Here is a 24675-nt window from a genome sequence, read left to right as displayed (position 1 = left end):
TGCTACAGCCTTATGTTTTGTTTACGGTATTCACCCGGTGCGATTCCGGCAATCTTTTGGAAAGAGTCCGAAAAATAAGATCTGGAATTAAAGGATAATTCAATACTGATATCCAAAATGCTCATATTGGTCGTACTGAGGAGCACCTTGGCGCGTTCAATCTTTTCACGCATGATGTACTCGGTAATGGTACAGCCCATTTCCTGCTTGAACTTGCGGGAAAAATAGTATTCGGAATAACCGGCGCGCTCTGCCAGATCACCAATGGAAAGTTTCTCATTGATATGCACGCCGATATAATCACAACAGTTTTTGACGATCGGTGAGATGCCGTCGGTGTGTTTGGCTTCGCAAACTTTCTGGAAATAGACTGTTTGCATTTCTTCTATAACAGTACCGTTATCATCCAGAGAAACGGAGTCTTCAATGCGCTGCCCGTAAAAGTCACAAAGATCATAGGCTACGTTTGGAGAGACACCACCCTCAATCGCGGCGCGCGAGATCAGGGTCAAAAGCACAAAGGCATTGTTTTTGGCGGCACGTAGACTGTTTTTGGGATTGTGCTTGACCCCATTACTCAGATGAGATGAGTTCTGCAGAGCCTTGCTATAGTCCGGGTTTCCATCCTTGAAAAGACGCAAAAATTCCTGCTCGGAGGCCCAGATGCCGTGATGCTGTTGCGATGATGGAACAATGGAAGGATTTTCGTAGTTTCCTTTGTTCTGTACGCTCTCGATGGTGTTTATATCAATGGCTGTTCCGCTGATCAGATAGTGCAATTGACTAGCATAACTCATCATGACATTGCTTGCAACAATGGGAAGAGAGGTCAGCAGTTTGGAGACGTTTGCCTTTGTCTTGATGGACAGGTTGCGCTGATCCATAGCCTTTACCAGTTCGTTGTAGGAATTTTCTCCGGTAAAGGTTGGCCCTAAGACATAGAATTTTTTTAATTGGTTGTCAACAATCTCAAAGTCAATCAGCCAGGCAAGGTTGAAAAAGGAATAGATAAAGCGAGGATGGGAGGGCAATCCACCGTTTAATGCAGGGGGAACCTGCAGTTGGAACAAAGCATCAAAACCCTGATAGTCATCCCCGGGATAGGTGGTAAAAAGCATCTGCATATGCTCATCATAGATCCAGCCAAAGAGATTGTTGGTATGTAAGAGCAAATCCATATAGGACTTGATCTGTTCGTCCTTGGTCATGCTTAGTCCTCACATAAAAAATCGGCCAGAAGGCTATAATCTTCCTCATTTACACAACGGACAGAGCCGTTTTCCAATATACTTTCTTTTCCTGCAATGGAGCAGAAAACATACTGACTCAGTGTAGATGCAAGATTCAGGATATCTCCCTCATTAGAATCAAAAAACACGTCGTTTTTGCATGCTTTTACTGCGATCAGAAACTTGGCTAAATCGGTATCTTTTTTTAATTTTCTCATGATAAAATCCTCCTATCAAAAAGAATGCACATAGGTGCAACATGAAATCATTATGATTTTAACACAGATCAGAAAAAACGTGAAGAAAAGATGACGAATTTTCTGATAGGAAATACAAAATCTGGTCGAAACAATGTAAAGAGGCAGATAAAATTGTATAGGTAAAAAAAGATTTATAGATTTTTGGAGGAAAAGAATATGGCAATAAAAGCAATACAGCAGTTTCAGTTGCGCACCGTGATCGGTACAGAGGCAAAGGCGAAAGAGACTTTGCGCCTGATGGAAGAGGCAGGATACGATGGCATTGAACTCTGTAGTTATATGATAAAGCATATGTCGCTTACCATCCGCGCAATCACACGTCTTGCAGGCATGCCGATGGGAAAGAGTGGAAATCTGGACTGGCATGCGCTTCTGGCTGATACCAATTTAAAGGTGGTCAGCATCCATCAGGATCTGGGAACTTTGAAACGTGTTCCGGAGGAAGCCATCGCAGAGGCAAAATCCTATGGAACAAAATATATCGTTATCACCGGAATGCATCATTTTGATTATTCTGACAAAGAGGCTGTGGATGGACTGATCGCAGATCTGAATGCCTGCGGGAAACGTCTGAAGGCGGATGGTATCGAACTCCTTTATCACAATCACAACTGTGAGTTCCGTAAGATTGATGGTCAGACGGCTTATGATCGCATCATTGAAAACACGGATCCGGAATACGTTAATTTTGAGTTTGACTCTTACTGGCCGACAGAGGCAGGTGTTAATACCGTAGAACTCATGCGGCGTCTGGGAAGCCGTATCAAGTTGTATCACATCAACGACAGAGGCAGCCGTGTAGAGGGAAAGACTTCCTCTATTCTGACCTCAGACAGTATGGAACTGGGTTACGGCAATATGGATTTAAAGACCATGGTCGATATTGTGAAGGAAAATGGTGTGGATGCTGTTGTTCTGGAAAGTCATAAGAATTGGGTAGATAAATCTCCGATCAAGTCCTTCCAGTTGAGTGCCAAGTTCATGAATGAGAATGTCTAAACTTTAGTTGCCTATCACACGAAAAGTTGTTAAAATAAATCTATATGAGTTCGTGAGGTGGGGGATATATGAAAAAGGTTTTATTCGTTGGACATTTTAATGACCAGACAAAGCAGATACAAAAGGAACTGTCAAAGTTTGTCTCTATCCAGTTATGTTCGGACAATGTGACGATCGCTGAGAGCATGATGGGCATTTATGAGCCGGATCTGGTGTTGGTAAATGTCGAGGGATTTACGGACGGTCATCTGGAATTTTTCCAGATCTTAGCAGAAAAATATGTGATGACTCCTGTTGTTATCATTGGCAGTGAGGCGGCATATCGCCGCTATGCTCTTTATGATATGTCAGGGCAGGTATCTTACGTGGATCCGCAGGATATGGCGGAAAATGGTGTCTTGGAGGCGCTGATGGCACGCGTGGACATTGATGCGGAGGTCTTGCCGGATGGCTCGATCGTATCCAAGGATGATCGAAAGATCGTCTTGGTGGTGGACGACAGTCCGATGATGCTTCGCAGCATGAAGCAGATGTTAGAGGAACGTTATCAGGTGACACTTGCCACTTCCGGCCAGCAGGCACTGACCATGATCGATAAGCGCCAGCCGGATCTGGTTGTTTTGGATTATGAGATGCCGGATTGCGACGGTAAGGAGACCTTGGAGTTGATCCGCTCAAAGGAAGCGACCAAGGATATACCGGTTGTTTTTCTGACCGGACATGGAGATGCGGAGCATATCCGTTCTGTCTTGGATCTCAACCCAAGTGCATATTTCCTGAAACCGCCAAAGGCAGACAAGATCCTGGAGGTCTTAGGACAATTATTATAAATATGACAGGCTGTATTCCCCGAAAGGAAGTACAGCCTTTTTCTGCGTTGTAAAAAGAGGAGAGAAAGGAAATCAGTATGAAATGCTTGAGTTGCGGTAAGAATTTTGATGGCGAAAAATATTATTGCATATGTCCTAAGTGTGGAACTTACAACAAGCCGGAGGATAAGACAAGTCAAACTTCGCCAGAAGCGGATTTTATATATGAGGAGCCACAGGCAGAGGCTGATAGGGAGGATGCGGTAAAAAGCCCTGATGTTGATATCACAAAGACTGCTGCCTCTGTGCCGGACGCACAAGAAACAAGGGAAAAAAAGGCAAAGCGGAATCTTCTGATATTGATCGTGATTTTCCTTGCCTTATCCTTTTTGTTTACCATAGTAAAAAACATTGTTGTGGGATATCTGGGAACGGATAATTACAAGGCGTCTCATCGAGAGGATGTAACGGAGGTGGCTGTTTCAAAAGGCAAAGTAGGGCAGGCATACACGGTGGAAAAAGATTATGGCCGCACCTTGACCGTTGCAAGTGCCGAGGTTTTGGCTGAGGCAGATACAGTTGAAGGTCTTCCAAAGGGGCAGCGCCTGATCGCAGTGCGTCTGGAATCCAATCAAGTGGATAGCATAGACTACGACAGTTATGAAAATGCTCCGGTAGATGATTTTTATATTTCATATGATGGAAGTTTTAGGTCAGAAGTGGGGACATACCAATTTGATAAGGGTGGATATGATGATCTGATCGGCAATCGTCAGTCAATCAGTCCGTATGATTTCATGGGATCCGGTGCGCATGCAGGATATGTCTTTTTCTTTGTACCAAAGGAGGCAGAAAATATTGCATTTTTTTATAGTATTGCAGATACAGACAGCGGAGAAATTCAAAAGTATGTGAGCGTGCCGTTGCATTTGGATGTGACAGAGTAAGAGGAGGGGATGACATGGAGACAGGAAAGCAGAATAAAAAGATCATCGTCCTTCTGGTGGTGATTCTTATCATTGCAATCAGTACTTTCGGCAGCACTTTAATGGATTTTATTGATTCCGTACAATATAGTCTGAGCGGAGTCTCTACCAGCAGCCGAGCAGTTCTGGATGGGGAACCGACGATTGCCTATCTGGGCAAGACCTACAAGGACAATGCGACAAGTGGATATTCTTATTATGCGATCGATCTGCCGGTGTATAACAATGGCAGGTATGAGATGGGAACGGATTATGAGGTGCCCATGCAACTGGTAGCGGAAGACTGGGAGGATGTGGACAGTTTTTACGAAACAGATGACAGCGATTTCGCCTATTCCTATGAAGACGTGATCCCATCCGGTACGACTGGCATTGCCCGTAAGATTTATCTGATCAAGGATGGCGTAGATCAGGTAAAAGTTATCTGTTATGAGACGAGTGATGATTACTATGATGAGAAGAATGGCGTAGAATTTAATTTGAAAGTACCAACAGAAGAGATGAAAACACAGGAATAAAGACCACAGTTTTTCAAGGATGTGATCTCGGGTATTATTGTGGCGATTATCGCTCTGCCCCTGTCGATTACCTTGGCACTGGCTTCCGGTGTGACACCGGAAAAGGGAATTCGCCTGATTTTATCGCACACTAATGAACAGCCTATGCATATGATGGAAAAGGCAGGATTTGACAAGCGCATCGGCAAGGAATATTTCTGCAAGCATATTGATGATGCACTGGCTCTGGCAGAGCGGATTGCAGCCAAATAGAATAGAGATATATCATAGGACCTATGTCGTTGGAAAACGGATGACATGGGTCTTTTTTTAACACAATTTTTACAGAGACCATACCTTTCATTTTACAAAAGCACCTTATGATAGATCCTGTAAAGAAAATGAAAAGAAAAAAGTCTATCAGACGAAAAGGAGATCAAAAATGAAATTGAAGGAAATCGCCGCAACACTTCTTGTTGTAACATTAGCACTGGGTACCATGGTAGGATGCGGAAGTAAAGGAAATGACAATACAGCCGATAGCGCAGATCAGACAGGAGCATCCGGGGATATCACCATTCTTTCTCGTGAAGATGGATCCGGTACAAGAGGTGCATTCGTAGAACTCTTCGGTATCGAGGAAAAGGATGCAGACGGCAACAAGGTTGACATGACAACCGAGGATGCAAAGATCACAAACTCTACCTCTGTTATGATGACAACTGTTGCAGGAGATGTAAATTCTCTTGGATATATTTCACTGGGTTCTTTAAATGACACGGTAACAGCTGTAAAGATCGATGGCGTTGAGGCGACCGCAGACAACGTTTCCAACGGTACATACAAGATTGCCCGTCCATTCAACATTGCAACCAAGGGCGAGGACTTAAGTGATGCAGCACAGGATTTCGTAAACTATATCTTGAGCAAAGACGGACAGCAGATCATCACAGAAAATGGCTACATCAGCGTAGGCGAGGGTAAGGAATTTACATCCAACAATGCATCCGGAAAACTCGTGATCGCTGGATCATCTTCTGTAACACCGGTTATGGAAAAATTAGTAGAGGCTTATGGCAAGGTCAATGCAAACGTTGAGATCGAGGTACAGGAAAGTGATTCTTCAACCGGTATGCAGTCAACGATCGACGGCTTGTGTGACATCGGTATGGCATCCAGAGAACTAAAAGATTCTGAAACTGAGGCAGGACTTGTAGCAACAGAGATCGCAAAAGACGGAATCGCAGTTATCGTAAACAACGAAAGTGGAATCACAGATTTAACATCTGATCAGGTAAAGCAGATCTACACCGGTGAGATTCTTACATGGGATGAAGTGAAATAGAAAATCCCGATATTCAAGGAAATGAGAAAGGTCAGAACATGAAACATTTGAAAGAACAGATAATGAAGGTCATCTTTTTCATAGCGGCTTGCACTTCGGTGTTAGCCGTTGCCTTGATTTGTATCTTTTTATTCGCTAACGGACTTCCGGCGATGGGAAAGATCGGACTTGGCAAGTTCTTAACCGGCGTGATATGGAAACCTTCAAATAATATATTTGGTATATTGCCTATGATCATGGGCAGTATCTATGTGACAGCCGGAGCCATTATCATCGGTGTGCCGATCGGACTCTGTACGGCTGTTTTTATGGCGCATTATTGTCCGAAAAAGATCTACGGTATCTGTAAGGCGGCAGTCAATCTGATGGCAGGCGTGCCATCCGTAGTCTATGGCTTCTTCGGACTGGTATGTATCGTGCCACTCATGCAGGACTTGACCGGACACGATGGCTCTACCATGCTGACAGCATCCATCTTACTTGGCATCATGATCCTGCCGACCATTGTCAGCGTCTGTGAAGCCGCTATCCGCAGTGTTCCGACACCATATTATGAAGGAGCACTTGCCCTGGGTGCGACCAAGGAGAGAAGCATTTTTCTTACGGTCATCCCGGCGGCAAAGTCCGGTATCGTGGCAGGTATCGTGCTGGGCATCGGCAGGGCGATCGGAGAGACGATGGCAGTTGTCATGGTTGCGGGCAATCAGGCACGTATGCCAAAGGGCATCACACGAGGTGTGAGAACCCTGACCTCCAATATCGTATTGGAAATGGGCTATGCGGCAGATCTGCATAGGGAAGCCCTGATCGCGACCGGCGTTGTCTTATTTGTATTTATTCTTTTGATCAACTTATGCGTGGCGGCACTCAAACGTCAGGACGCAAAGTAAGGAGGCAAGGCAATGAAACAAAATTTAAAAACAGCATTAAAGCATCCCCTGTCGTTTTTGCTTCGGATCTTCATCTTATTATCCGCAGCAATTACCATGGGCGTCTTGCTCTATATCATTATTTTTATCGTGGCAAAGGGGGCTCCCCATCTGTCATTAGATCTTTTTGCATGGGAATATACTTCGGACAATGTTTCCATGATGCCGGCAATCATCAATACCCTCATTATGACAGGATTATCCCTCGTGATCGCCGTGCCGTTTGGGATTTTTGCAGCCATCTATCTGGTGGAATATGCAAAGCGCGGCAGCAAATTGGTAAAAGTCATCCGCATGACCGCGGAGACCCTATCGGGTATCCCATCCATTATTTATGGTCTGTTTGGTCTTCTTTTCTTTGCAACCTATTTGCATTGGGGATACTCTATGTGGTCCGGGGCATTGACTTTAGTTATTATGATCTTGCCACTTGTTATTCGTACGACTGAAGAAGCCCTTATTGCCGTGCCGGATATGTATCGGGAAGCCAGTTTTGGACTGGGCGCAGGAAAACTGCGAACCATCTTTCGGATCATCCTGCCGGCAGCCGTACCGGGCATTTTATCCGGTGTCATTCTTTCCATTGGGCGAATTGTCGGAGAGACAGCTGCCCTGATCTATACTTCAGGAACCGTGGCACAGACGGCGACCGATCTGACAAAGTCCGGGCGAACCCTTGCTGTGCATATGTATAGCCTTTCGCGTGAAGGTCTGCACATGGATGAGGCATATGCGACAGCGCTTGTCCTACTGATTCTTGTTGTATTGATCAATGCCATATCCGATGGCATTGCAAAAAAAGTTTCAAAAGTGTGAGAAAGATAAAAAGGAGTCAATAAAACATATGGAGAACAAAGCAAAAATTTCCATTCAGGATCTGAATTTATATTATGGCGATTTCCATGCCCTAAAAGGCATTAACATGGAATTGCCGGAAAAAGAAATCTCTGCCTTTATCGGACCAAGTGGCTGTGGTAAGTCTACTTTATTAAAATCTATCAACCGTATGAACGATCTGGTAGAGGGTTGCAAGATCACCGGGCAGTTGAGATTAGATGAAGAAAATATTTATGGTGATATGGACGTCAACCTTCTGCGCAAGCGTGTCGGCATGGTGTTCCAGAAGCCGAATCCTTTCCCGATGAGCGTCTATGACAACATTGCCTACGGACCGCGTACCCATGGAGTGCACAGCAAGGCGCAGTTGGATGAGATCGTGGAGACCTCTCTGCGCCAGGCGGCGATCTGGGATGAGGTCAAGGACCGGCTGAAAAAGAGCGCACTGGGCTTGTCCGGCGGGCAGCAGCAAAGACTCTGCATCGCAAGAGCACTTGCCGTCAAGCCGGAAGTCCTGCTTATGGATGAGCCGACTTCTGCACTGGATCCTATTTCTACGTCCAAGATTGAAGATCTGGTGATCGAACTGAAAAAAGATTTTACCATCATCATGGTAACGCACAACATGCAGCAGGCAGTGCGCGTATCGGATAAAACAGCCTTTTTCTTACTTGGAGAAGTCATTGAATACGGAGAGACGGAGCAGATCTTCTCTATGCCGAAGGAGAAAAAGACAGAGGACTATATTACAGGTAGATTTGGTTAAGGAGGAAGTATGAGAAATCGATTTGACAGACAGTTGGAAGAACTGCACGTAGAACTGATCGAAATGGGAAGTATGTGTGAGGATGTGATCCGCAAGACCTCAAAACTCTTGCAGTCCGGGGATGCAAAAGTGGCAAGGGAGATCCGCAAGGAGGACAGCAATATTGACGAACAGGAGCGTCTGGTGGAGAGCCTTTGTTTAAAACTTCTCTTGCAGCAGCAGCCGGTAGCGAAAGACCTGCGCAAGGTTTCCGCAGCCTTAAAGATGATCACGGACATGGAGCGTATCGGCGACCAGGCATCCGATATTGCGGAGATTATTGAAACGACAGACTTTAGTGTACCGACAAATGATGTAAAACTGGCAAAAATGGCAGAAACGACCATAGCCATGGTAACGGAGAGCATTGACGCCTATGTTAAGCAAGACTTGGAACTGGTGCATGAGGTCATTGCCCGAGATGATGAAGTCGACGATCTTTTCCTGGAAGTCCGTCAGGAGATCGCAGACGATATGGTAGAAGCCGGGGATCCGATGAGCAGTCTGGATCTTCTTATGATCGCAAAATACTTTGAGCGTATTGGTGACCATGCGACCAACATTGCAGAATGGGTTGAATTTTCTATCACAGGAACCCACAAGGATGCAGATATTTTATAAATTTTATTTGCAAGATCGCCCGCGGTGCAATACTATGATAGTGATATGAGACACAGGAAACGCGAGTTGGAGATCATGGAGAAGATCATATGATTTATTATGTAGAAGATGAAAAGAATATCCGGGAACTGGTTGAGTATGCACTGCTGGCAAATGGATTTGAGATCAAATGTTTTTCGGAGGGGGCGGCTCTTTGGCAGGAACTGCGAAAAGATGTCAGACCGGAGTTGATCCTTTTGGATATCATGCTGCCGGGAGAGAATGGTCTGGAAATCTTACATCGCTTAAAAACTGATGGCAAGACCAGGGATATCCCGGTTATCATGGTGACCGCAAAGGGAAGCGAATACGATAAGGTCCTGGGGCTTGACAGCGGGGCAGATGATTACATAGCAAAGCCTTTTGGCATGATGGAAATGGTATCGCGCATCAAGGCGGTCTTGCGCCGCACCAAAAAGGAAGATGCAGGGGATGATCTGGTCTATGAGGATATCCGGGTCTGCAATGCGTCCCACAAGGTCTTTGTGAAAGATCGGGAAGTGGAACTGACCAAGAAAGAATATGATCTTTTGTCCCATCTGATCCGCAATCAGGGCGTGGTACTGACCAGAGATCAGTTATTAAACAGTATCTGGGGTTATGATTTTGACGGCGAAACGCGTACTGTGGATGTCCATGTCAGATCCCTGCGGCAAAAGTTAGGATCGGCAGGAGACTATGTGACAACCGTCCGCGGGATTGGCTATCGGATAGGGGAATGATATGAGAAAACGCATTTTTAGAAGCACGGCAATTCTGGTGACATTGGCGATCCTTGTTACCTTTGTCACTGCTTTTTTCTTTATGTATAACAAATTAGAAGAAAATATGACGGAGCGCGTGGATAACGAGGTGGATTATCTGGCAAAGGCTGTGGATGAACTGGGAGGAACTTCCCTTGAAACAGGTCTGGCAGATGGTGTGACCGGGCGCATTACCTTAGTCGATGCCGTCGGCAATGTCTTGTATGACTCTTATGAGGATGCAGCAGAGATGGAAAATCACGCATCCCGACCGGAGATAGCCCAGGCGATGAAAGAGGGCAGGGGGAGTGCCAGCCGCTACTCGACGACTTATGCCAAGCGCAGTTACTATGCAGCCGTTCGTCTGGATAATGGACAGATCCTGCGCGTGGGGGATACGATCGACAGCGTCTATGGGACCCTTTTTCCGGGCGTTTTCATGTTGCTGCTGCCATTGGTCTTACTGCTGATCCTGAGTTTTTATCTGATCGACCGGACGACAAAGCGCATGATGGAGCCTTTGGAGGCAATCGACCTGGATCATCCGCTGGAAAATGTCGCCTATGATGAACTGGTGCCTTTTCTGCGTCGTATCGCAGACCAGAACGAAGCCTTGAAAGAACAGGTGCAGGAGCGCAACAAGCAGCAGCAGGAATATGTAGCCATTACGGAAAATATGAAGGATGGTCTGATCGTGACCAACCGTCACCATGTGCTTTCCATCAACCGGGCAGCCCAGCGTATTTTTGAGATCAAACCGGAAGAGTGTATGGGACAGAATATCATTGTCGTAAACCGCAACCAGAAGTTGAAGGAAGTGGTGGACGGCGCGCTTGCCGGAAAAGACATGGTCAAACATATGACCATTGATGATGTGACCTATGAACTGCATGGAAATCCGGTCATTCAGGACGGCACAAATACCGGTGTTGTCATCTTCATTATGGATGTGACCCAGAAAAAGCAGTTGGAGAATATGCGGCAGGAGTTTTCGGCAAATGTATCTCACGAATTAAAGACACCCCTTATGTCGATCTCCGGCTATGCGGAACTTTTAAAGGATGGGATCGTGCGGCCGGAAGATCAGAAGAAATTTGCCGGTAGGATCTATCAGGAGGCAGCCCGCCTGACAACACTGGTACAGGACATCATCCGCCTGTCAAAACTGGATGATGAAAATCTGGAACTGGAAAAAGAGACGATTGATCTGTTTGAGATGAGCAAGGAGATCATTGAGACTTTACAGCCTGCGGCAAAGAAACGGCATATCTCCATTTCTTATCAGGGCAAGCGTTTGTCTATCAGTGGCATGCCGCAGATCATTTATGAAATGCTTTACAATGTATGTGACAATGCCATTCATTACAATAAAGATGAGGGAACGGTGGTCATCACGACCGAAAAGACAGAAGAAGGCATCTGCTGGAGCGTGGCAGATACGGGAATCGGTATTCCACTGGCAGAGCAGGAACGTATTTTTGAAAGATTTTACCGCGTGGATAAGAGCCATTCGCGTGCGACCGGCGGCACGGGTCTTGGACTTTCCATTGTAAAGCACGGCGCAGAATTACATGGAGCGAGAGTCCGTGTGGACTCCGCCCCGGATCAGGGAACCACGATCACCATCGTATTCCCTGCCTAAATTTATTTTTGTCTGTTGTGGCGTTTCTCGTCGATCATGGTGCGCATACGCTGGCGCAATTCATTGCTATCTTTACTGCGCTTGAAGCCTTGGATACTGAGCAGGGTACTTTTCTGTGCAGCAGATGAGGACAGGAAAAGACTTTCCAGACGCTCTTTGGTCAGACGTTCGCGCAGGGCGGCAGCCTTTTCTTCTGCCAGTTCCTTGCGGACAAAAGCGCTCTCCTGGATCTGTTCGGACTTCTCGATCATGTTGCCGATGGCATCGGCTGCCTTGGTATCCAGTTTCTCGTAGGCACTTGCGATCTGCTCGTTGATCTCGCTTTCGATCCGGTTGAAGTTCTTGGCAAAATTGGTCAGGGCGGAAATCGTCAGAGCCATATCCATGCCAAATAAAAACATAAAGACCAGCGACAGGGCTTCCATCAGATAGACATTGGTATCGTGTGTCATGCCGCTGACAAAAGGATAAATGACGCGGACGACCAGAATGCCTGCCAGTCCAAAGCCGATGGATGCCGGCAGGCAGACACGACCATTGATATTGCAGATAACATTGCTGTAGTCCCACCAGTAAGCGTGGAAAAGTTTTTCCAGCGCCCAGGAAGTCGTATATTCCAAAACGATACTGCCAAAGAAGCAGATCAAAAAGATCTTTAAGTTGCTGGCTTCCTGCATACCGGAGATGGGAAACTCCGAAAAAAGGATGGAGGCAAGCAGGGCACCGACTCCGTAGATGGGAACGATGGGACCGTGCAAAAATCCGCGGTTTTCCCAGTGATGCTTGCGGATGGTACAGTAGGTGGATTCATAGATCCAACCCATGAAACTGTATATGATGAACCAGACAAAATATTTGCTTACTAACATAGAATTATCCTTTCTTTGAGCTGCTACCGGTGCTAAAGATTATACAAAAATAAGATACTATAAGAAATACTAATAGTCAAAATAGAAATATGTAATTTTAATTTGACAAAGATTAAACAATCTTTTATTCTGAGTAAGGAAAAGTTATAAATAAGACAAGTTAAAGGAGAAGTTATCATGAATGCACAGGCAAAAACAACAGCACTTCGTACCGTAGACATTGCGTATATCGGACTCTTTGTTGCAGTTATGGCAATCTGTTCTTGGATTTCCATTCCGGCAACGGTTCCATTTACCTTACAGACATTTGCAGTCTTTATGGCAGTAGGTCTTTTAGGAGGAAAAAGAGGCACGATCGCAGTTTTAACATATGTATTATTGGGAGCCATTGGCGTTCCGGTCTTTGCCGGATTTTCCGGTGGTATTGGCGCCCTGCTCGGCAATAGCGGCGGTTATATCGTTGGCTTTGTTTTCTCTGCCCTCGTTATGTGGGCTATCACAGCAAAATTTGGCGAAAAGACATGGGTATTAGGTCTTTCTATGGTATTAGGTCTGATTGTATGCTATGCTTTTGGAACCATGTGGTTCATGATCGCTTACACTGCAAATACAGGTGCTGTCGGCATCGTAGCCGTACTTGGCTGGTGTGTTATCCCGTTTATCATTCCGGATCTCTGCAAGATCGGTATTGCTTTGATCCTTACCAAGCGTCTGAAAAGACATGTAAAATTATAAGAGAAACGGTTCGCTGTCAGGAAGCACATCCTTTGGGGTGTGCTTTTTTATTTGTGTATTCTTACTGGTAAATCAGAGGAATTTGTGTAAAATAAAATGGAAAAGAGGTTATATTTATGGAAAAGGAAATCAGATCGGACAATCCTTTGGGATATGTCCCGGAAAATAAACTGCTGCGCCAGTTTGCCATACCAAGCATCATCGCCATGCTGGTATCTTCCCTTTATAATATTGTAGACCAGTTCTTTATCGGTAATGCGGTAGGGGAGTTGGGAAATGCAGCGACCAATATCGCCTTCCCCCTCAACACGTCCTGCGTGGCGATCGCGCTTTTGATGGGTATCGGCGGTGCGTCTACCTTTAATCTTTCTATGGGGCGGGGAGACTCTAAGGGCGCCGGAAAATACATTGGCAATTCGGCTACGGTCATGCTGGTATTAGGCGTTGTCTTATCCGCGGTCACACTGTTATTCTTAGCGCCGCTTTTGCGCTTTTTCGGTTCGCCGGAAGAAGTCCTGCCTTATGCTATGGAATATACGAGGATCACGGCATTGGGCTTTCCGTTTTTGATCCTGTCTACCGGAGGCGGACATCTGGTGCGTGCAGACGGCAGTCCAAAGATGACCATGGCGATCAACATTGTCGGTGCTGTGGTAAATACAGTTCTGGATGCCATCTTTGTCTTTGGTTTTGGCTGGGGTATGACAGGAGCCGCGGCTGCAACCGTGATTGGACAGGTCATTGCCAGTATCATGGTTATTGTCTATCTGTCACATTATAAGACTGTGCCATTGCATAGGGACGCTTTTTTGCCAAAGGCAGAGGTCGTCCTTTCGGTTGTATCACTTGGCGCGGCACCTTGCTTTAACCAGTTGGCAATGATGCTGGTACAGATCGTGCTCAACCGTACCCTTAAATACTACGGCGGTTTGTCCATCTACGGCGAGTCTATCCCGATCGCCTGCTCCGGTATCATCGCCAAGGTATCCATGATCGTCATGGCATTTGTCATCGGTATTTCCCAGGGCTTGCAGCCGATCGTCAGTTTCAACTATGGGGCAAAAACGTATGGCCGCGTGAAGAAATCCTACTTTATGGCGATTCGCATTTCTGCTGTCATCTGCGTGATCTCCTTTGTCCTTTTTCAGGCATTTCCGAGACAGATCATTTCCATCTTTGGTAACGGATCGGAACTTTACTTTGATTTTGGCGTGAATTTCTTCCGCAAGTACCTGTTTTTTATCTGCCTGTGCTTTATGCAGCCGATTTCAGCCAACTTTTTCACGGCGATCGGTAAACCGAAAAAGGGTATTTTTATGTCGTTGACAAGACAGATCATCTTTCTTCTGCCACTGCTTCTGATTCTGCCGCGTTTTATGGGGATCGACGGAGTCATGTATGCGGGACCGATCGCGGATCTGGTAGCGACGATCGTCTGCACAATACTGGTTGTTCTTGAGATGCGCAGACCGGAGTTTGCAAAGAATTAAATGATTTTGGGGGATTTTACATGATACGAATCGCAATCGTAGAGGATGAAAAAGAATATCAGGATACCTTGCTTTCCTATATCAAGCGGTATCGCGAGGAGCATTTTGCTGACATTGCCACAAGCGTCTTTTCGGATGGGATGGATCTGGTTGATGATTATCACGGTGGCTTTGACATCCTGCTTATGGATATCAAGATGAAGCATTTAGATGGGATGAAAGCGGCAAGAAAGATCCGCAGTATGGATCAGGCAGTCGTCATCATCTTTATCACGACTATGGCGCAGTACGCGGTAGCGGGCTATGAAGTGGATGCTCTGGATTTTATCTTAAAGCCGATCGATTACGGCAGATTTGAGCCAAAACTTACCAAGGCGATCGGCGTGGTGGAAAAGCAGGGCAAAAAGAAATATGTCATGCTACAAAAGGACGGACGCAGGGAAAAGGTGTCCTCGGATGATATTTTGTATATCGAAGTCCGCAATCACAATGTCTATTATGTGACCGCCCACGAGACCTATACCATGCGTTCTTCCATGGCAGAAGCGGAAAAGGAGTTCGCAGACTATCATTTCAGCCGTTGCAATCAGGCGTATCTGGTCAACCTAAAAAATGTGATCAGTGTAGATAAGGATGATGTGCAGGTCGGCACCTATCATCTGCCTTTTTCCAGATCCAGAAAAAAGCCTTTCTTACAGGAACTCAGTCAGTTTTTGGAAGCCGGTTATGATAGGTAAGGAGGATTCATGTTAGCATTTCTACATCAATTTATTTTTCCAATGGAATTGTTTCTGGCAATCCTGATCTATGTACTGCCGCTGCGAATCAGAAAGGGTGGAGGCTGGCGCTGTCTTTTGACCGGTCTCGTACTTTTGATCGTTGAGGCGGTCTGGATGCAGTTTTTCCCACAACTGGCTGGCCTTATTCCGATCCCGGGACACGGAGATCTGGCGGCATTGACCTCTTTGTTTGTATATGTCCTGCTCTACGCTGTCCTGCTCGTGGCAATGTTGCTGGCAATCCTTTTTTGCTATGAAGTGACGCTCAAGGAAGCGGTCTTGTGTATCATGATGGGCTATGCGACCGAGCATGTGGCATATTGCATCCGCCTTCTGGTCAACAGTGCGACCCATAGCCAGATCGCGGAAAGCCCCCACCTTTGTTATCTGCTTATTCATCTGGGAGCTTATGTCTTTTTTTACTTCTTCTTCGCCAAGAAGATGGTGCAAAATCATCACTATGAGACAGATGCCATCACTTCGCTTTGGATGACTCTGGTTACGCTCTTTATCGTGCTTCTGATGAGTCTGGCCTCCTCTTTCTGGGGATTTCGGACGTTGCACGGGATCTATGGATTGGTCTGCTGTCTCTTTGTCATGATCAACCAGCGAAACTATATGGGACAGTGGCATCTGCAAAAAGAGATGTCGGCGCAGGAACAACTCTTTATGATGAATAAGGCGCAGTATGAACTCTCCAAGGAGAACATCGAACTGATCAACCGTAAGTGCCATGACCTGAAACACCAGATCGCAGGACTCCGCAACATCACGGATTCCGAGGAGCGTAGGCAGGTCGTAGACTCCATCGAGAAATCTGTCATGATCTATGACTCCATCCTACATACCGGCAATCCTATCCTCGATACCGTCCTGACGGAAAAGAGTCTGGTCTGTCAGGAAAACGGCATCCGCATGCATGGGATCATCGATGGCAAACTCCTCTTTTTTATGGATGCCATAGACATATACACCCTCTTTGGCAATGCTCTGGACAATGCTATTGAGGCGAACCGCAAGGTGGAGGAAGAAAAGCGCTGTATCAGTATTCTGATCCATGAAAAGGTCAATCTGATCTTTATCCAGATCGAAAACCCATATAGCGAGGCACTGCACTTTAAGCATGGTCTGCCCCAGACCTGCAAGGAAGATAAGGATTATCACGGCTTTGGCATGGAGAGTATCCGCACCATGGCGGAAAAGTATGGAGGCTTTCTAACCTTAGAGACCGGGCAGGATATCTTTGTCCTGCGTATTACCATTCCACGGAGCCGATAGACCGATTACGACACAAAAATGACAGAACAGGACACACATTGTTCACAAAAAGAAAAAGTATGCTAACCTCTCTTTTACAAAGATGGGGTAGCGCTTTGTGCGTTACCGCAAAATGTAAGAAGGAGGTTTTTCGTTATGAGGAAAAAGGAAAAAAAGCAGCCGACCAGACGAAGCAAGATCATCAAGACCGTCATATCATTGATCCTGATTGCGGTCATGGTCGCAGCGATCGTGGCTGCTAACACACTTTTGACGGATAACAATCGTATGGTAAATGCCATGATGGGAGCCAATGACTCTGTGATCGACAACTCCGGCGTGGATACTAAGGGATTGGATCTGGATTATAACAAGAGTGATTATTCGGAGGATGAGATCGGAGCGGCAGAAGATGCTCTGGCAGACCAGATCGCGGATGAGGGTATTGTGCTTTTGAAAAATGAGGACAATGCACTTCCACTTTCCAAGGATACGCCGATCAGTTTCTTTAGCAGAAACTCCGTTACCGTTACAACACATGCCGGTATCATGGGACATGGCAGCGGCAGTCTGAAAGAGGATTTTGAAGCAGACGGCTATACCGTCAATAAGACTCTTTGGAAGTTCTATGACAAGGGCGACGGATCATCTTATGGACTTGGCACAGGCTCTATCAGTTTTGGTGATGAAGAAGACTTTGCCATCAATGAGTGCCCGTTGGAAAAGATCACGGCAGACGACAAGGTGGTAGACAGTCTTTCCGGTACGACCGCAGTCTATGTCTTAAAGAGAGTGGCTGGCGAAGGTCGTGATATGCCGCGTTCTATGTATAATCACACAGACAAGGCAGAAGACCAGACCAAGTCTTATCTGGAGCCGGATTCCGTAGAGTTGGAAATCTTATCTTATTTAAATGATAACTTTGACAATGTGGTACTGGTGGTCAATTCCAATGCAGCCTTAGAACTGGACTGGGTTAATGACTATGCTAATATCAAGTCGATCGTTTTAGCACCGAGTGGTCTTTCTTCTTTGCCAGAGATCTTGAGCGGAGAGGTCAATCCATCCGGCAGAACCGTAGATACCTTTGCAGCAGATGCCCTTGCATCACCGGCTGCACAGAACTTTGGTGATTACCAGTATTATGATGAAAATGGCGATGCAACCAAATATAACTATGTTAGTTATGAAGAAGGTGTCTATGTCGGTTACCGTTACTATGAGACACGCTATGAGGATGTTGTATTAGGACAGGGCAATGCAGGAGATTATGACTATGCTTCTGAGGTATGCTATCCGTTTGGTTATGGACTTTCCTACACGACTTTCTCTTGGAACGCACCACAGATCACCTGGAAAGATGGAAGCGCAACCGCTACGGTTGAAGTGACCAATACAGGATCTGTCGCAGGAAAAGATGTCGTAGAACTTTACGCACAAAGTCCATATACCGATTATGACAAGAAAAACGGAGTAGAGAAGCCGTCCGTAGAACTGTTGGCATATGGAAAGACATCTGTCTTGGAGCCGGGCGCATCTGAGACTGTCACCATGACCTTTGATGAAGAACAGTTTAAGGCATATGATGCCAATGGCGCAAAGACCTATATCCTGGATGCCGGCACATATTACATCACAGCAGCAAAAGATGCACATGAAGCCATCAACAATATTTTGACCGCAAAGGGCAAGACGACCGCAGATGGCATGACAGAGGCAGGGGATGCATCCATGGTAACCACGTACGAGCCGGAGAATGCAGACACTGATCTGACAACTTATGCCAAGGATACCTATAGTGGTGCAGAGATCACCAACCAGTTTGATGATGCCAAGGGTGATGTGAACTATCTGGCCAGAAATGACTGGACCGGAACTTTCCCGACACATGATGGGGAGCCGACAGATGAGATCAGTACCTGGGGCAATGAGATCAACGGTAGTGACAAAGATGGCAATCCTGCATCTTATGTTTACAGCAAGACCATTGATGCAGGTGGCTTAAAGGCATTAGATTCCTTTGATTCCGGATCACCGGTCGATGCATCCGAGTTTGATGACAAGATCGTTTACGGAAAGAAAAACGGTTTGACCCTGATCCAGATGCGTGGACTTGATTTTGATGATCCACAGTGGGATGACCTTCTGGACGAATTGACTTATGAAGATTACTACAACACGATCGGACTTTCCGGTTATGGTATTGAGTATATTGATTCCATTGATATGCCATTCTGTACCGATGCGGATTCTGCAAACGGACTGATCTATGGCGGAACCGGGAAATATTATCCGAACTCTATGACACTGGCACAGACCTGGAATCAGGAACTGGCAAGAGAAATGGGAACCATGATCGGTAATGAGGCGATCATCGGTGGCATGGACGGCTGGTATGCACCATCTATGAATATCCATCGTACACCGTTCTCAGGACGTAACGGTGAGTATTATTCCGAGGATCCTTACCTCTCTGGTGCTGTTGCATCCAACCAGGTTTACGGTGCAGCAACCAAGGGTGTATATGCTTACATCAAGCACTTTGCCTTTAACGATCAGGAAGATCACCGAGGCGACCGTGACGGACAGTACGGACTTGCAACATGGCTCAATGAGCAGTCTGCAAGAGAGATCTACTTAAAGCCATTTGAAATGTGCATGAAACTGGGCGATGTGGAACTCAACTATTTGGAGCAAAAGAGCGATGGCACTTATGAGAACGCGACCAGACAGATCCGTGCATGTCAGGCAGTCATGACCGCATTTAACCGTATCGGTTATACCTGGACCGGCGGAAGTTACAATCTTTTGACCGGCATTGCCAGAAATGAATGGGCATTCAACGGCATGATGATCACAGATAATGCCAATACCGGTGTATTCATGGATGGCTACCAGATGATCGAGGCAGGCGGAGACATCAAGTTGACCTACTTAGCAGATTCTGCACGATTTGATTTTGATAAAAATGATACAGCAACCTATCACTACGCGAGAGAGGCTATGCACCGTGTCCTTTATACGGTAGCAAATTCCAAGGCAATGCTTGGTGCAATGCCGGGAACCGATTTCGTGGATGAACCGTCTGATACAGAGAAGATCACAATGGCAGTGGATATCGTATGCGGTATTCTGATCGCACTCCTGGCAGTGACGACCGTGCTTCGCTTTGTACCGAGAAAGAAAAAGCAAAAGTAACAGCATATGAAAGAATAGAGAAGGCAGGGACGATCTGTGGATCGCCCTTGTCTTTTTTTGTCGGAAACTATATAATAAAACATCATAGATAATACATAGTGAGAAGGGGCTGTATTATGGAAAAAGAACGTGTAGAAAAGACAAAAACGAAAGAGGAAAAGAAACTAACAGAGGAGAAGGCTGCCAAGGTTCGCGGCAAGAAGGCTGAGAAAGCAAAGAAAAAGCCGGGCAAGTTACACAAGACCAGTATCGGTATGAAGATCTATTCTTGTATGGCGGTCATGGGGATCTCCTTTTTGATCGTTGTTTTTGCTAATATCTCCATCCTTGGCACAGTTGAGAAGAATAACGACAAACTGGTCAACGTCTATATGGAGTTGGAGCAGGCAAAGAGCGTGACTGCAGAGTCATATCAGCAGACGGCAAAGTACGCAGAGTCCTGTGTCAACCGTCCAAAGGATGTCAACTTCTCCGGACTGGAATCAGCGATCCAGACCGTGCGTGACAATATGGATACGACCAAGAAATGTGTCAAGAAGACAGGAGACAAGAACTTGATCTCCCGCGTGGATGCATGGGAAGTCAAGATGGAAGATTTCCTGGATTCCGCAGAGTTGATCCTGACCAAGTGTCAGCAGGGGGATATCGAGGCGGCTTCCAATACTTTGTCTGCCCTGGGTGGACCATATACTTATGTGCAGATCGCACAGGGTGACTTCGAGGAATTATTTAACAGTGAATTAGCCAATATCGAAAGGACCAATACACAGGCGATCAGCCGTATCCGTCAGATCAACTATATCTGCTCCGGTGTGGTTGTATTTATCATCCTCGTTATGGTTCTGATCGTTTATAAGACCATCGTTCGTCCGACCAAGAAGTCCGGTGAGCAGATCCGTCAGATCTCTGATAAGATCTCCAAGAACGAGGGTGATCTGACCGAGCGTATCATGGTGCGTTACGGTGATGAAGTCGGTCAGATGGCAATGGGCATGAACGGATTTTTGGATCAGTTGCAGAATGTTATGCAAAACCTCAAGTCTGAGGCAGACAATATGACATCTTCTGCACAGGCTGTTCTGGATTCTGTAGATTCTTCCACAGCCAATGCAGACAATGTATCTGCCGCTATGCAGCAGATGGCAGCCAGCATGGAGGAGATCGCAGCAACACTTAGTACCATCACTTCCGGTAGTGATGCTATCCTTGCAGAAGTACAGAACATGGTAGACAGTGCCAGCGGCGGTGTCGATCTGGTACATGAGATCAAAGACAGAGCACAGAATCTGCATGCAGAGACGATTTCAGGCAAGAACGAGACCAGCGGACGTATCGTAGAGATCCGTGGCATGGTAGAAGATGCCGTGGAGGAGAGCCGCAGTGCAGAAAAGATCACAGAATTGACCGGCGAGATCTTGGATATTGCCAGCCAGACCAACTTACTCGCTTTGAATGCATCCATTGAGGCTGCAAGAGCAGGCGAGGCAGGCAAGGGATTTGCCGTTGTTGCGGATGAGATCCGTCAACTTGCAGACAGCAGCCGTGAGACTGCCAACAACATTCAGGAGATTTCCAAACTGGTTATCGGTTCCGTTGAGAAACTGGCATCCAATTCACAGAATATGCTTGCCTTTATCGACGAAAAAGTTATGCAGGACTACGATGGATTTGTTAAGGTTGTGGAGCAGTACGAGGCAGATGCAGACAGCATCAATGAAGTATTGGGACAGTTCGCAGCCAAGACAGACGAGATCCGCAATACCGTTGAGGATATGAACAATGGTATCAACGATATCTCTACTGCTATTGATGAGAACGCACAGGATGTGACAGGTGTTGCACAGAATGCCGTATCTTTGGTAGAGGCTATGAACAAGATCCAGGCAGAAACAGAAAACAATCAGGCGATTTCCCAGCAGTTGAATGAGCAGGTAAACCGCTTCAAGAGAGTATAATGGAAAAGAATTACAAATTAAAGATCAGTTATGACGGTTCGCGTTATTTCGGCTGGGAACACCAGCCGGATCGCGAAACCATCCAAGGAAAAATAGAGACAGTCCTTGCCCGTATGGTGGATAAGGACATGGTAGACGTGATTGGCGCGGGGCGTACAGATGCAGGTGTACATGCCCGCGCCATGATTGCTAATGTGCAGCTGGATACGCAGATGTCACCGGAAGAGATCCGTGATTATGCCAACCGTTATCTGCCGGACGATATTGCCATATTGGAAGTGCGGGAGGCGGCTGACCGCTTCCATGCCAGGTATAAGGCAGTGGGAAAGACTTACCAGTACACCTGTTTTGACGGTCCGGTCAAACCGGTCTTTGACCGCAAGTATTATACGCCAATGGATCAGGAACTGGATGTGGAAGCCATGCAGGAAGCGGCGCATTTTCTGGAAGGCAAACACGATTACAAGAGTTTTTGTGGTAACAGCCGTATGAAAAAGTCGACCGTCCGTATCGTAGACACGATCACCGTGCGCCGGCGTAAGGGATATGTTTATCTGACCTTCCATGGCACCGGCTTTTTACAGAATATGGTGCGTATCATGTCAGGAACGTTGATCGAAGTCGGTCTGGGGCGAAAGAGGCCGGAAGAGGTCGGGGAGATTTTGGAGGCATGCGACCGTAAGGTGGCAGGTCCGACTGCACCGGCAAAGGGGCTTTGCCTCTTGAAGGTGGACTATTAAAGGAGAGCAGAATGAAGGATGAGTGAAGGTTTTTTAGACCTTCGCTCTTTTTTTGCCCTGTTTTTTGTATAGAATGTCGGAAATTATGGATAATATACAAAAACGATATGGAAAATTTGTTGAAGTTTATGACTGAAAATGATTGAAAATGACGGAATGTGATTGTATAATACGAACATCAAATGAATGATTTTGAATGAAGTTGAACGGAAGTGAATTTATGTTAGCAGAAGAAAGATTTGCAAGAATATTGTCCATACTAGAAGAAAGCGGTTCTGTGACGGTCGCAGAATTGATGGAACGTCTGGATGCGTCAGAGTCGACCATCCGCCGTGACCTCAACAGTCTGGATGCCAGAGGACAACTCATCAAGGTGCATGGCGGTGCCATGATGAAGGACGCTGCTTCTTACCGGACGCAGGATGATGACGTCCAGTTACGCAAGGAGCGCAACGTAGAGCAGAAAGTAGTGATCGCCCGCTATGCGGCGCATTTGATCTCTGATTATGATGTGGTCTATCTGGATGCAGGCACGACGACAGAGTTGATGATCGATCCCATGCTCAACCGCAATGCCATGTATGTGACCAATGCCATCGGTCATGCGAGAAAACTGGCAGCCTTAGGCTGTACCGTCTATCTTCTGGGCGGTGAGTTCAAGGGAACGACGGATGCCATCGTCGGTGAGGAGGCAGTGCTTTCCATCGCTAAATACAATTTTACCAAGGGCTTTTTCGGAACCAATGGCGTGACGGTAGAACAGGGATTTACCACACCGGAGGTCAAAGAGGCTTTGATCAAGCGCAGAGCACTGGCACAGACCAAGGATGCCTACATCTTAGCAGATGCCAGCAAGTTCGGAGAGATATCCACCGTGACTTTTGGGGACTTTGCGGATGCAACCGTTTTAACGGATCAGATAAACAAAAAGTATAGAGATTTTTCAAATATTAAGGAGGTGGGAGAATGATCTATACAGTGACCTTTAATCCTTCTTTGGATTATATCGTGTCAGTGGATGATTTTATGCTGGGGCGTGTCAATCGTACCAGGACGGAGATCATTTATCCGGGAGGCAAGGGGATCAATGTTTCCATGGTGCTGAAAAATCTGGGGCATGATAGTCACGCACTTGGCTTCATGGCAGGATTTACCGGACAGGAGATCGTAAGACTCTTGGATGAATGGGGCGTACGGTCAGATTTCATCCGGGTAGAGCAAGGGATTTCCCGTATCAACGTCAAACTCCGTTCCAATGAGGAATCCGAGATCAACGGACAGGGACCTGCGATCGCCGAGGAACATATCAGACAGTTGTATCAACAGTTGGATCGTTTGGAGGACGGCGATGTCTTAGTGCTCGCCGGAAGCATACCGGATGTCATGCCGGATGACATCTATATGGATATCATGAAGCACTTATCTTCCAAGAAGTTGCATATCATTGTGGATGCGACCAGAGATCTGCTGGTAAATGTATTGCCTTATCACCCATTTTTGATCAAGCCAAATAACCACGAACTTGGTGAGGTCTTTGGCGTGGAATTGGAGGATAAGGAAGAAGTCTTTACCTATGCCGCAAAGTTACAGGAGCGTGGGGCACGCAATGTCCTGGTTTCTATGGCAGGGGACGGAGCAGTCCTTTTGACAGAGGATGGACAGAGATTTGAAAGTATGCCGCCGAAGGGCAAGGTCGTCAATTCGGTTGGTGCCGGGGATTCCATGGTAGCAGGATTCCTCGCAGGATATATGGAAGAACATGATTATGCCAAAGCATTTTATATGGGACTGTGTGCGGGAAGCGCATCCGCATTCTCAGAGGAACTGGCAACCAGGGACGAAGTCCTCGCTTTGATGCATAGTATCGGGAAGTAATGTGTCAAACATTATTTTATAGGAAAGGTAAAAGGA

Annotated in this window: 23 protein-coding genes and 1 pseudogene; 21 read left to right on the top strand and 3 right to left on the bottom strand. The window is 46.4% G+C overall.

Annotated elements, in window-relative coordinates; translation table 11 throughout:
• Window positions 1-2: 2 nt before the first annotated feature.
• Window positions 3-1208: an AraC family transcriptional regulator gene (locus H8R94_RS05515; RefSeq protein WP_118280328.1), complete on the bottom strand. Its 1206-nt coding sequence runs from the start codon at window positions 1206-1208 to the stop codon at window positions 3-5.
• Window positions 1209-1210: 2 nt separating this feature from the next.
• Window positions 1211-1447 carry a hypothetical protein gene (locus H8R94_RS05510; protein WP_118280327.1) on the bottom strand — a complete coding sequence of 79 codons (237 nt, stop codon included), beginning with the start codon at window positions 1445-1447 and terminating at the stop codon, window positions 1211-1213.
• Between the two features lie 198 nt (window positions 1448-1645).
• On the opposite strand from H8R94_RS05510, the gene H8R94_RS05505 reads away from it, so the two are divergent.
• The 12 genes and pseudogenes from H8R94_RS05505 (at window position 1646) to H8R94_RS05455 (ending at window position 11741) form a co-directional block, all read left to right on the top strand.
• Window positions 1646-2488, top strand: a complete 843-nt coding sequence (locus H8R94_RS05505) for a sugar phosphate isomerase/epimerase family protein (protein ID WP_118280326.1) — start codon at window positions 1646-1648, stop codon at window positions 2486-2488.
• Window positions 2489-2556: 68 nt separating this feature from the next.
• Window positions 2557-3318 (top strand): response regulator, encoded by a 762-nt coding sequence (locus H8R94_RS05500; protein WP_118535146.1) that lies wholly within the window; start codon window positions 2557-2559, stop codon window positions 3316-3318.
• A 77-nt stretch (window positions 3319-3395) separates the two neighbouring features.
• Entirely contained in the window at window positions 3396-4244 is an 849-nt protein-coding gene (locus H8R94_RS05495; protein WP_118280324.1) for a hypothetical protein, read from the top strand.
• Between the two features lie 14 nt (window positions 4245-4258).
• Entirely contained in the window at window positions 4259-4801 is a 543-nt protein-coding gene (locus tag H8R94_RS12360) for a hypothetical protein (RefSeq protein ID WP_243069488.1), read from the top strand.
• A pseudogene (locus H8R94_RS12485) lies at window positions 4802-4912 on the top strand (SulP family inorganic anion transporter); the annotation flags it as partial.
• 310 nt (window positions 4913-5222) lie between these two features.
• Window positions 5223-6125, top strand: a complete 903-nt coding sequence (locus H8R94_RS05485; protein ID WP_186854105.1) for a substrate-binding domain-containing protein — start codon at window positions 5223-5225, stop codon at window positions 6123-6125.
• Window positions 6126-6163: 38 nt separating this feature from the next.
• Complete coding sequence (gene pstC, locus H8R94_RS05480; protein ID WP_118280322.1) at window positions 6164-7015, top strand: phosphate ABC transporter permease subunit PstC; 852 nt, start codon at window positions 6164-6166, stop codon at window positions 7013-7015.
• A gap of 12 nt (window positions 7016-7027) precedes the next feature.
• A complete protein-coding gene (pstA, locus tag H8R94_RS05475; protein WP_186854104.1) occupies window positions 7028-7870 on the top strand; it encodes a phosphate ABC transporter permease PstA in 843 nt (280 codons plus the stop codon).
• A 28-nt stretch (window positions 7871-7898) separates the two neighbouring features.
• Window positions 7899-8657, top strand: coding sequence for a phosphate ABC transporter ATP-binding protein PstB (gene pstB / locus H8R94_RS05470; RefSeq protein ID WP_243238467.1), 759 nt, complete (start codon window positions 7899-7901; stop codon window positions 8655-8657).
• Window positions 8658-8666: 9 nt separating this feature from the next.
• Window positions 8667-9317, top strand: a complete 651-nt coding sequence (phoU, locus tag H8R94_RS05465; protein ID WP_186854103.1) for a phosphate signaling complex protein PhoU — start codon at window positions 8667-8669, stop codon at window positions 9315-9317.
• Window positions 9318-9406: 89 nt separating this feature from the next.
• A complete protein-coding gene (locus H8R94_RS05460; protein WP_186854102.1) occupies window positions 9407-10078 on the top strand; it encodes a winged helix-turn-helix domain-containing protein in 672 nt (223 codons plus the stop codon).
• A gap of 1 nt (window position 10079) precedes the next feature.
• Window positions 10080-11741, top strand: a complete 1662-nt coding sequence (locus tag H8R94_RS05455) for a sensor histidine kinase (RefSeq protein ID WP_186854101.1) — start codon at window positions 10080-10082, stop codon at window positions 11739-11741.
• A gap of 2 nt (window positions 11742-11743) precedes the next feature.
• Here H8R94_RS05455 and H8R94_RS05450 read toward each other — a convergent pair whose 3' ends face one another.
• Window positions 11744-12610 carry a putative ABC transporter permease gene (locus H8R94_RS05450; RefSeq protein ID WP_186854100.1) on the bottom strand — a complete coding sequence of 289 codons (867 nt, stop codon included), beginning with the start codon at window positions 12608-12610 and terminating at the stop codon, window positions 11744-11746.
• A gap of 177 nt (window positions 12611-12787) precedes the next feature.
• Between H8R94_RS05450 and H8R94_RS05445 the strand changes: the two genes are divergently transcribed.
• The 9 genes from H8R94_RS05445 to pfkB all read left to right on the top strand — a co-directional run bounded on the left by H8R94_RS05445 (window position 12788) and on the right by pfkB (window position 24639).
• Window positions 12788-13345 carry a biotin transporter BioY gene (locus H8R94_RS05445; protein WP_118280316.1) on the top strand — a complete coding sequence of 186 codons (558 nt, stop codon included), beginning with the start codon at window positions 12788-12790 and terminating at the stop codon, window positions 13343-13345.
• A gap of 116 nt (window positions 13346-13461) precedes the next feature.
• Window positions 13462-14835 carry an MATE family efflux transporter gene (locus tag H8R94_RS05440; RefSeq protein WP_186854099.1) on the top strand — a complete coding sequence of 458 codons (1374 nt, stop codon included), beginning with the start codon at window positions 13462-13464 and terminating at the stop codon, window positions 14833-14835.
• Between the two features lie 20 nt (window positions 14836-14855).
• Complete coding sequence (locus H8R94_RS05435; RefSeq protein WP_186854098.1) at window positions 14856-15572, top strand: LytR/AlgR family response regulator transcription factor; 717 nt, start codon at window positions 14856-14858, stop codon at window positions 15570-15572.
• Between the two features lie 9 nt (window positions 15573-15581).
• The gene (locus H8R94_RS05430) at window positions 15582-16892 is read left to right on the top strand and encodes an ATP-binding protein (protein WP_186854097.1); all 1311 of its coding nucleotides are present in this window, start codon (window positions 15582-15584) and stop codon (window positions 16890-16892) included.
• Between the two features lie 135 nt (window positions 16893-17027).
• The gene (locus H8R94_RS05425) at window positions 17028-20069 is read left to right on the top strand and encodes a glycoside hydrolase family 3 N-terminal domain-containing protein (protein WP_186854096.1); all 3042 of its coding nucleotides are present in this window, start codon (window positions 17028-17030) and stop codon (window positions 20067-20069) included.
• Window positions 20070-20185: 116 nt separating this feature from the next.
• The gene (locus tag H8R94_RS05420; RefSeq protein WP_186854095.1) at window positions 20186-22024 is read left to right on the top strand and encodes a methyl-accepting chemotaxis protein; all 1839 of its coding nucleotides are present in this window, start codon (window positions 20186-20188) and stop codon (window positions 22022-22024) included.
• The gene (gene truA, locus H8R94_RS05415) at window positions 22024-22764 is read left to right on the top strand and encodes a tRNA pseudouridine(38-40) synthase TruA (protein ID WP_186854094.1); all 741 of its coding nucleotides are present in this window, start codon (window positions 22024-22026) and stop codon (window positions 22762-22764) included. The genes H8R94_RS05420 and truA overlap by 1 nt, the downstream gene beginning before the upstream one ends.
• A gap of 220 nt (window positions 22765-22984) precedes the next feature.
• Window positions 22985-23734, top strand: coding sequence for a DeoR/GlpR family DNA-binding transcription regulator (locus H8R94_RS05410; protein ID WP_178009884.1), 750 nt, complete (start codon window positions 22985-22987; stop codon window positions 23732-23734).
• On the top strand, window positions 23731-24639 hold the full coding sequence (pfkB, locus tag H8R94_RS05405; protein WP_186854093.1) for a 1-phosphofructokinase: 909 nt from the start codon (window positions 23731-23733) through the stop codon (window positions 24637-24639). The genes H8R94_RS05410 and pfkB overlap by 4 nt, the downstream gene beginning before the upstream one ends.
• The last annotated feature ends 36 nt before the right edge of the window (window positions 24640-24675 follow it).

The sequence above is a fragment of the Roseburia lenta genome, assembly GCF_014287435.1.
Lineage (GTDB): Bacteria > Bacillota > Clostridia > Lachnospirales > Lachnospiraceae > Pararoseburia > Pararoseburia lenta.
Note: the sequence above shows the minus strand (reverse complement) of the source record. Positions and strands in the feature narration are given on the sequence as shown.

What these genes read in the sequence shown, in the direction of transcription:
- H8R94_RS05515 (WP_118280328.1), bottom strand. Translation starts at nt 1,208, where the DNA reads ATGACCAAGGACGAACAGATCAAGTCCTATATGGATTTGCTCTTACAT.
- H8R94_RS05510 (WP_118280327.1), bottom strand. Translation starts at nt 1,447, where the DNA reads ATGAGAAAATTAAAAAAAGATACCGATTTAGCCAAGTTTCTGATCGCA.
- H8R94_RS05505 (WP_118280326.1), top strand. Translation starts at nt 1,646, where the DNA reads ATGGCAATAAAAGCAATACAGCAGTTTCAGTTGCGCACCGTGATCGGT.
- H8R94_RS05500 (WP_118535146.1), top strand. Translation starts at nt 2,557, where the DNA reads ATGAAAAAGGTTTTATTCGTTGGACATTTTAATGACCAGACAAAGCAG.
- H8R94_RS05495 (WP_118280324.1), top strand. Translation starts at nt 3,396, where the DNA reads ATGAAATGCTTGAGTTGCGGTAAGAATTTTGATGGCGAAAAATATTAT.
- H8R94_RS12360 (WP_243069488.1), top strand. Translation starts at nt 4,259, where the DNA reads ATGGAGACAGGAAAGCAGAATAAAAAGATCATCGTCCTTCTGGTGGTG.
- H8R94_RS05485 (WP_186854105.1), top strand. Translation starts at nt 5,223, where the DNA reads ATGAAATTGAAGGAAATCGCCGCAACACTTCTTGTTGTAACATTAGCA.
- pstC (WP_118280322.1), top strand. Translation starts at nt 6,164, where the DNA reads ATGAAACATTTGAAAGAACAGATAATGAAGGTCATCTTTTTCATAGCG.
- pstA (WP_186854104.1), top strand. Translation starts at nt 7,028, where the DNA reads ATGAAACAAAATTTAAAAACAGCATTAAAGCATCCCCTGTCGTTTTTG.
- pstB (WP_243238467.1), top strand. Translation starts at nt 7,899, where the DNA reads ATGGAGAACAAAGCAAAAATTTCCATTCAGGATCTGAATTTATATTAT.
- phoU (WP_186854103.1), top strand. Translation starts at nt 8,667, where the DNA reads ATGAGAAATCGATTTGACAGACAGTTGGAAGAACTGCACGTAGAACTG.
- H8R94_RS05460 (WP_186854102.1), top strand. Translation starts at nt 9,407, where the DNA reads ATGATTTATTATGTAGAAGATGAAAAGAATATCCGGGAACTGGTTGAG.
- H8R94_RS05455 (WP_186854101.1), top strand. Translation starts at nt 10,080, where the DNA reads ATGAGAAAACGCATTTTTAGAAGCACGGCAATTCTGGTGACATTGGCG.
- H8R94_RS05450 (WP_186854100.1), bottom strand. Translation starts at nt 12,610, where the DNA reads ATGTTAGTAAGCAAATATTTTGTCTGGTTCATCATATACAGTTTCATG.
- H8R94_RS05445 (WP_118280316.1), top strand. Translation starts at nt 12,788, where the DNA reads ATGAATGCACAGGCAAAAACAACAGCACTTCGTACCGTAGACATTGCG.
- H8R94_RS05440 (WP_186854099.1), top strand. Translation starts at nt 13,462, where the DNA reads ATGGAAAAGGAAATCAGATCGGACAATCCTTTGGGATATGTCCCGGAA.
- H8R94_RS05435 (WP_186854098.1), top strand. Translation starts at nt 14,856, where the DNA reads ATGATACGAATCGCAATCGTAGAGGATGAAAAAGAATATCAGGATACC.
- H8R94_RS05430 (WP_186854097.1), top strand. Translation starts at nt 15,582, where the DNA reads ATGTTAGCATTTCTACATCAATTTATTTTTCCAATGGAATTGTTTCTG.
- H8R94_RS05425 (WP_186854096.1), top strand. Translation starts at nt 17,028, where the DNA reads ATGAGGAAAAAGGAAAAAAAGCAGCCGACCAGACGAAGCAAGATCATC.
- H8R94_RS05420 (WP_186854095.1), top strand. Translation starts at nt 20,186, where the DNA reads ATGGAAAAAGAACGTGTAGAAAAGACAAAAACGAAAGAGGAAAAGAAA.
- truA (WP_186854094.1), top strand. Translation starts at nt 22,024, where the DNA reads ATGGAAAAGAATTACAAATTAAAGATCAGTTATGACGGTTCGCGTTAT.
- H8R94_RS05410 (WP_178009884.1), top strand. Translation starts at nt 22,985, where the DNA reads ATGTTAGCAGAAGAAAGATTTGCAAGAATATTGTCCATACTAGAAGAA.
- pfkB (WP_186854093.1), top strand. Translation starts at nt 23,731, where the DNA reads ATGATCTATACAGTGACCTTTAATCCTTCTTTGGATTATATCGTGTCA.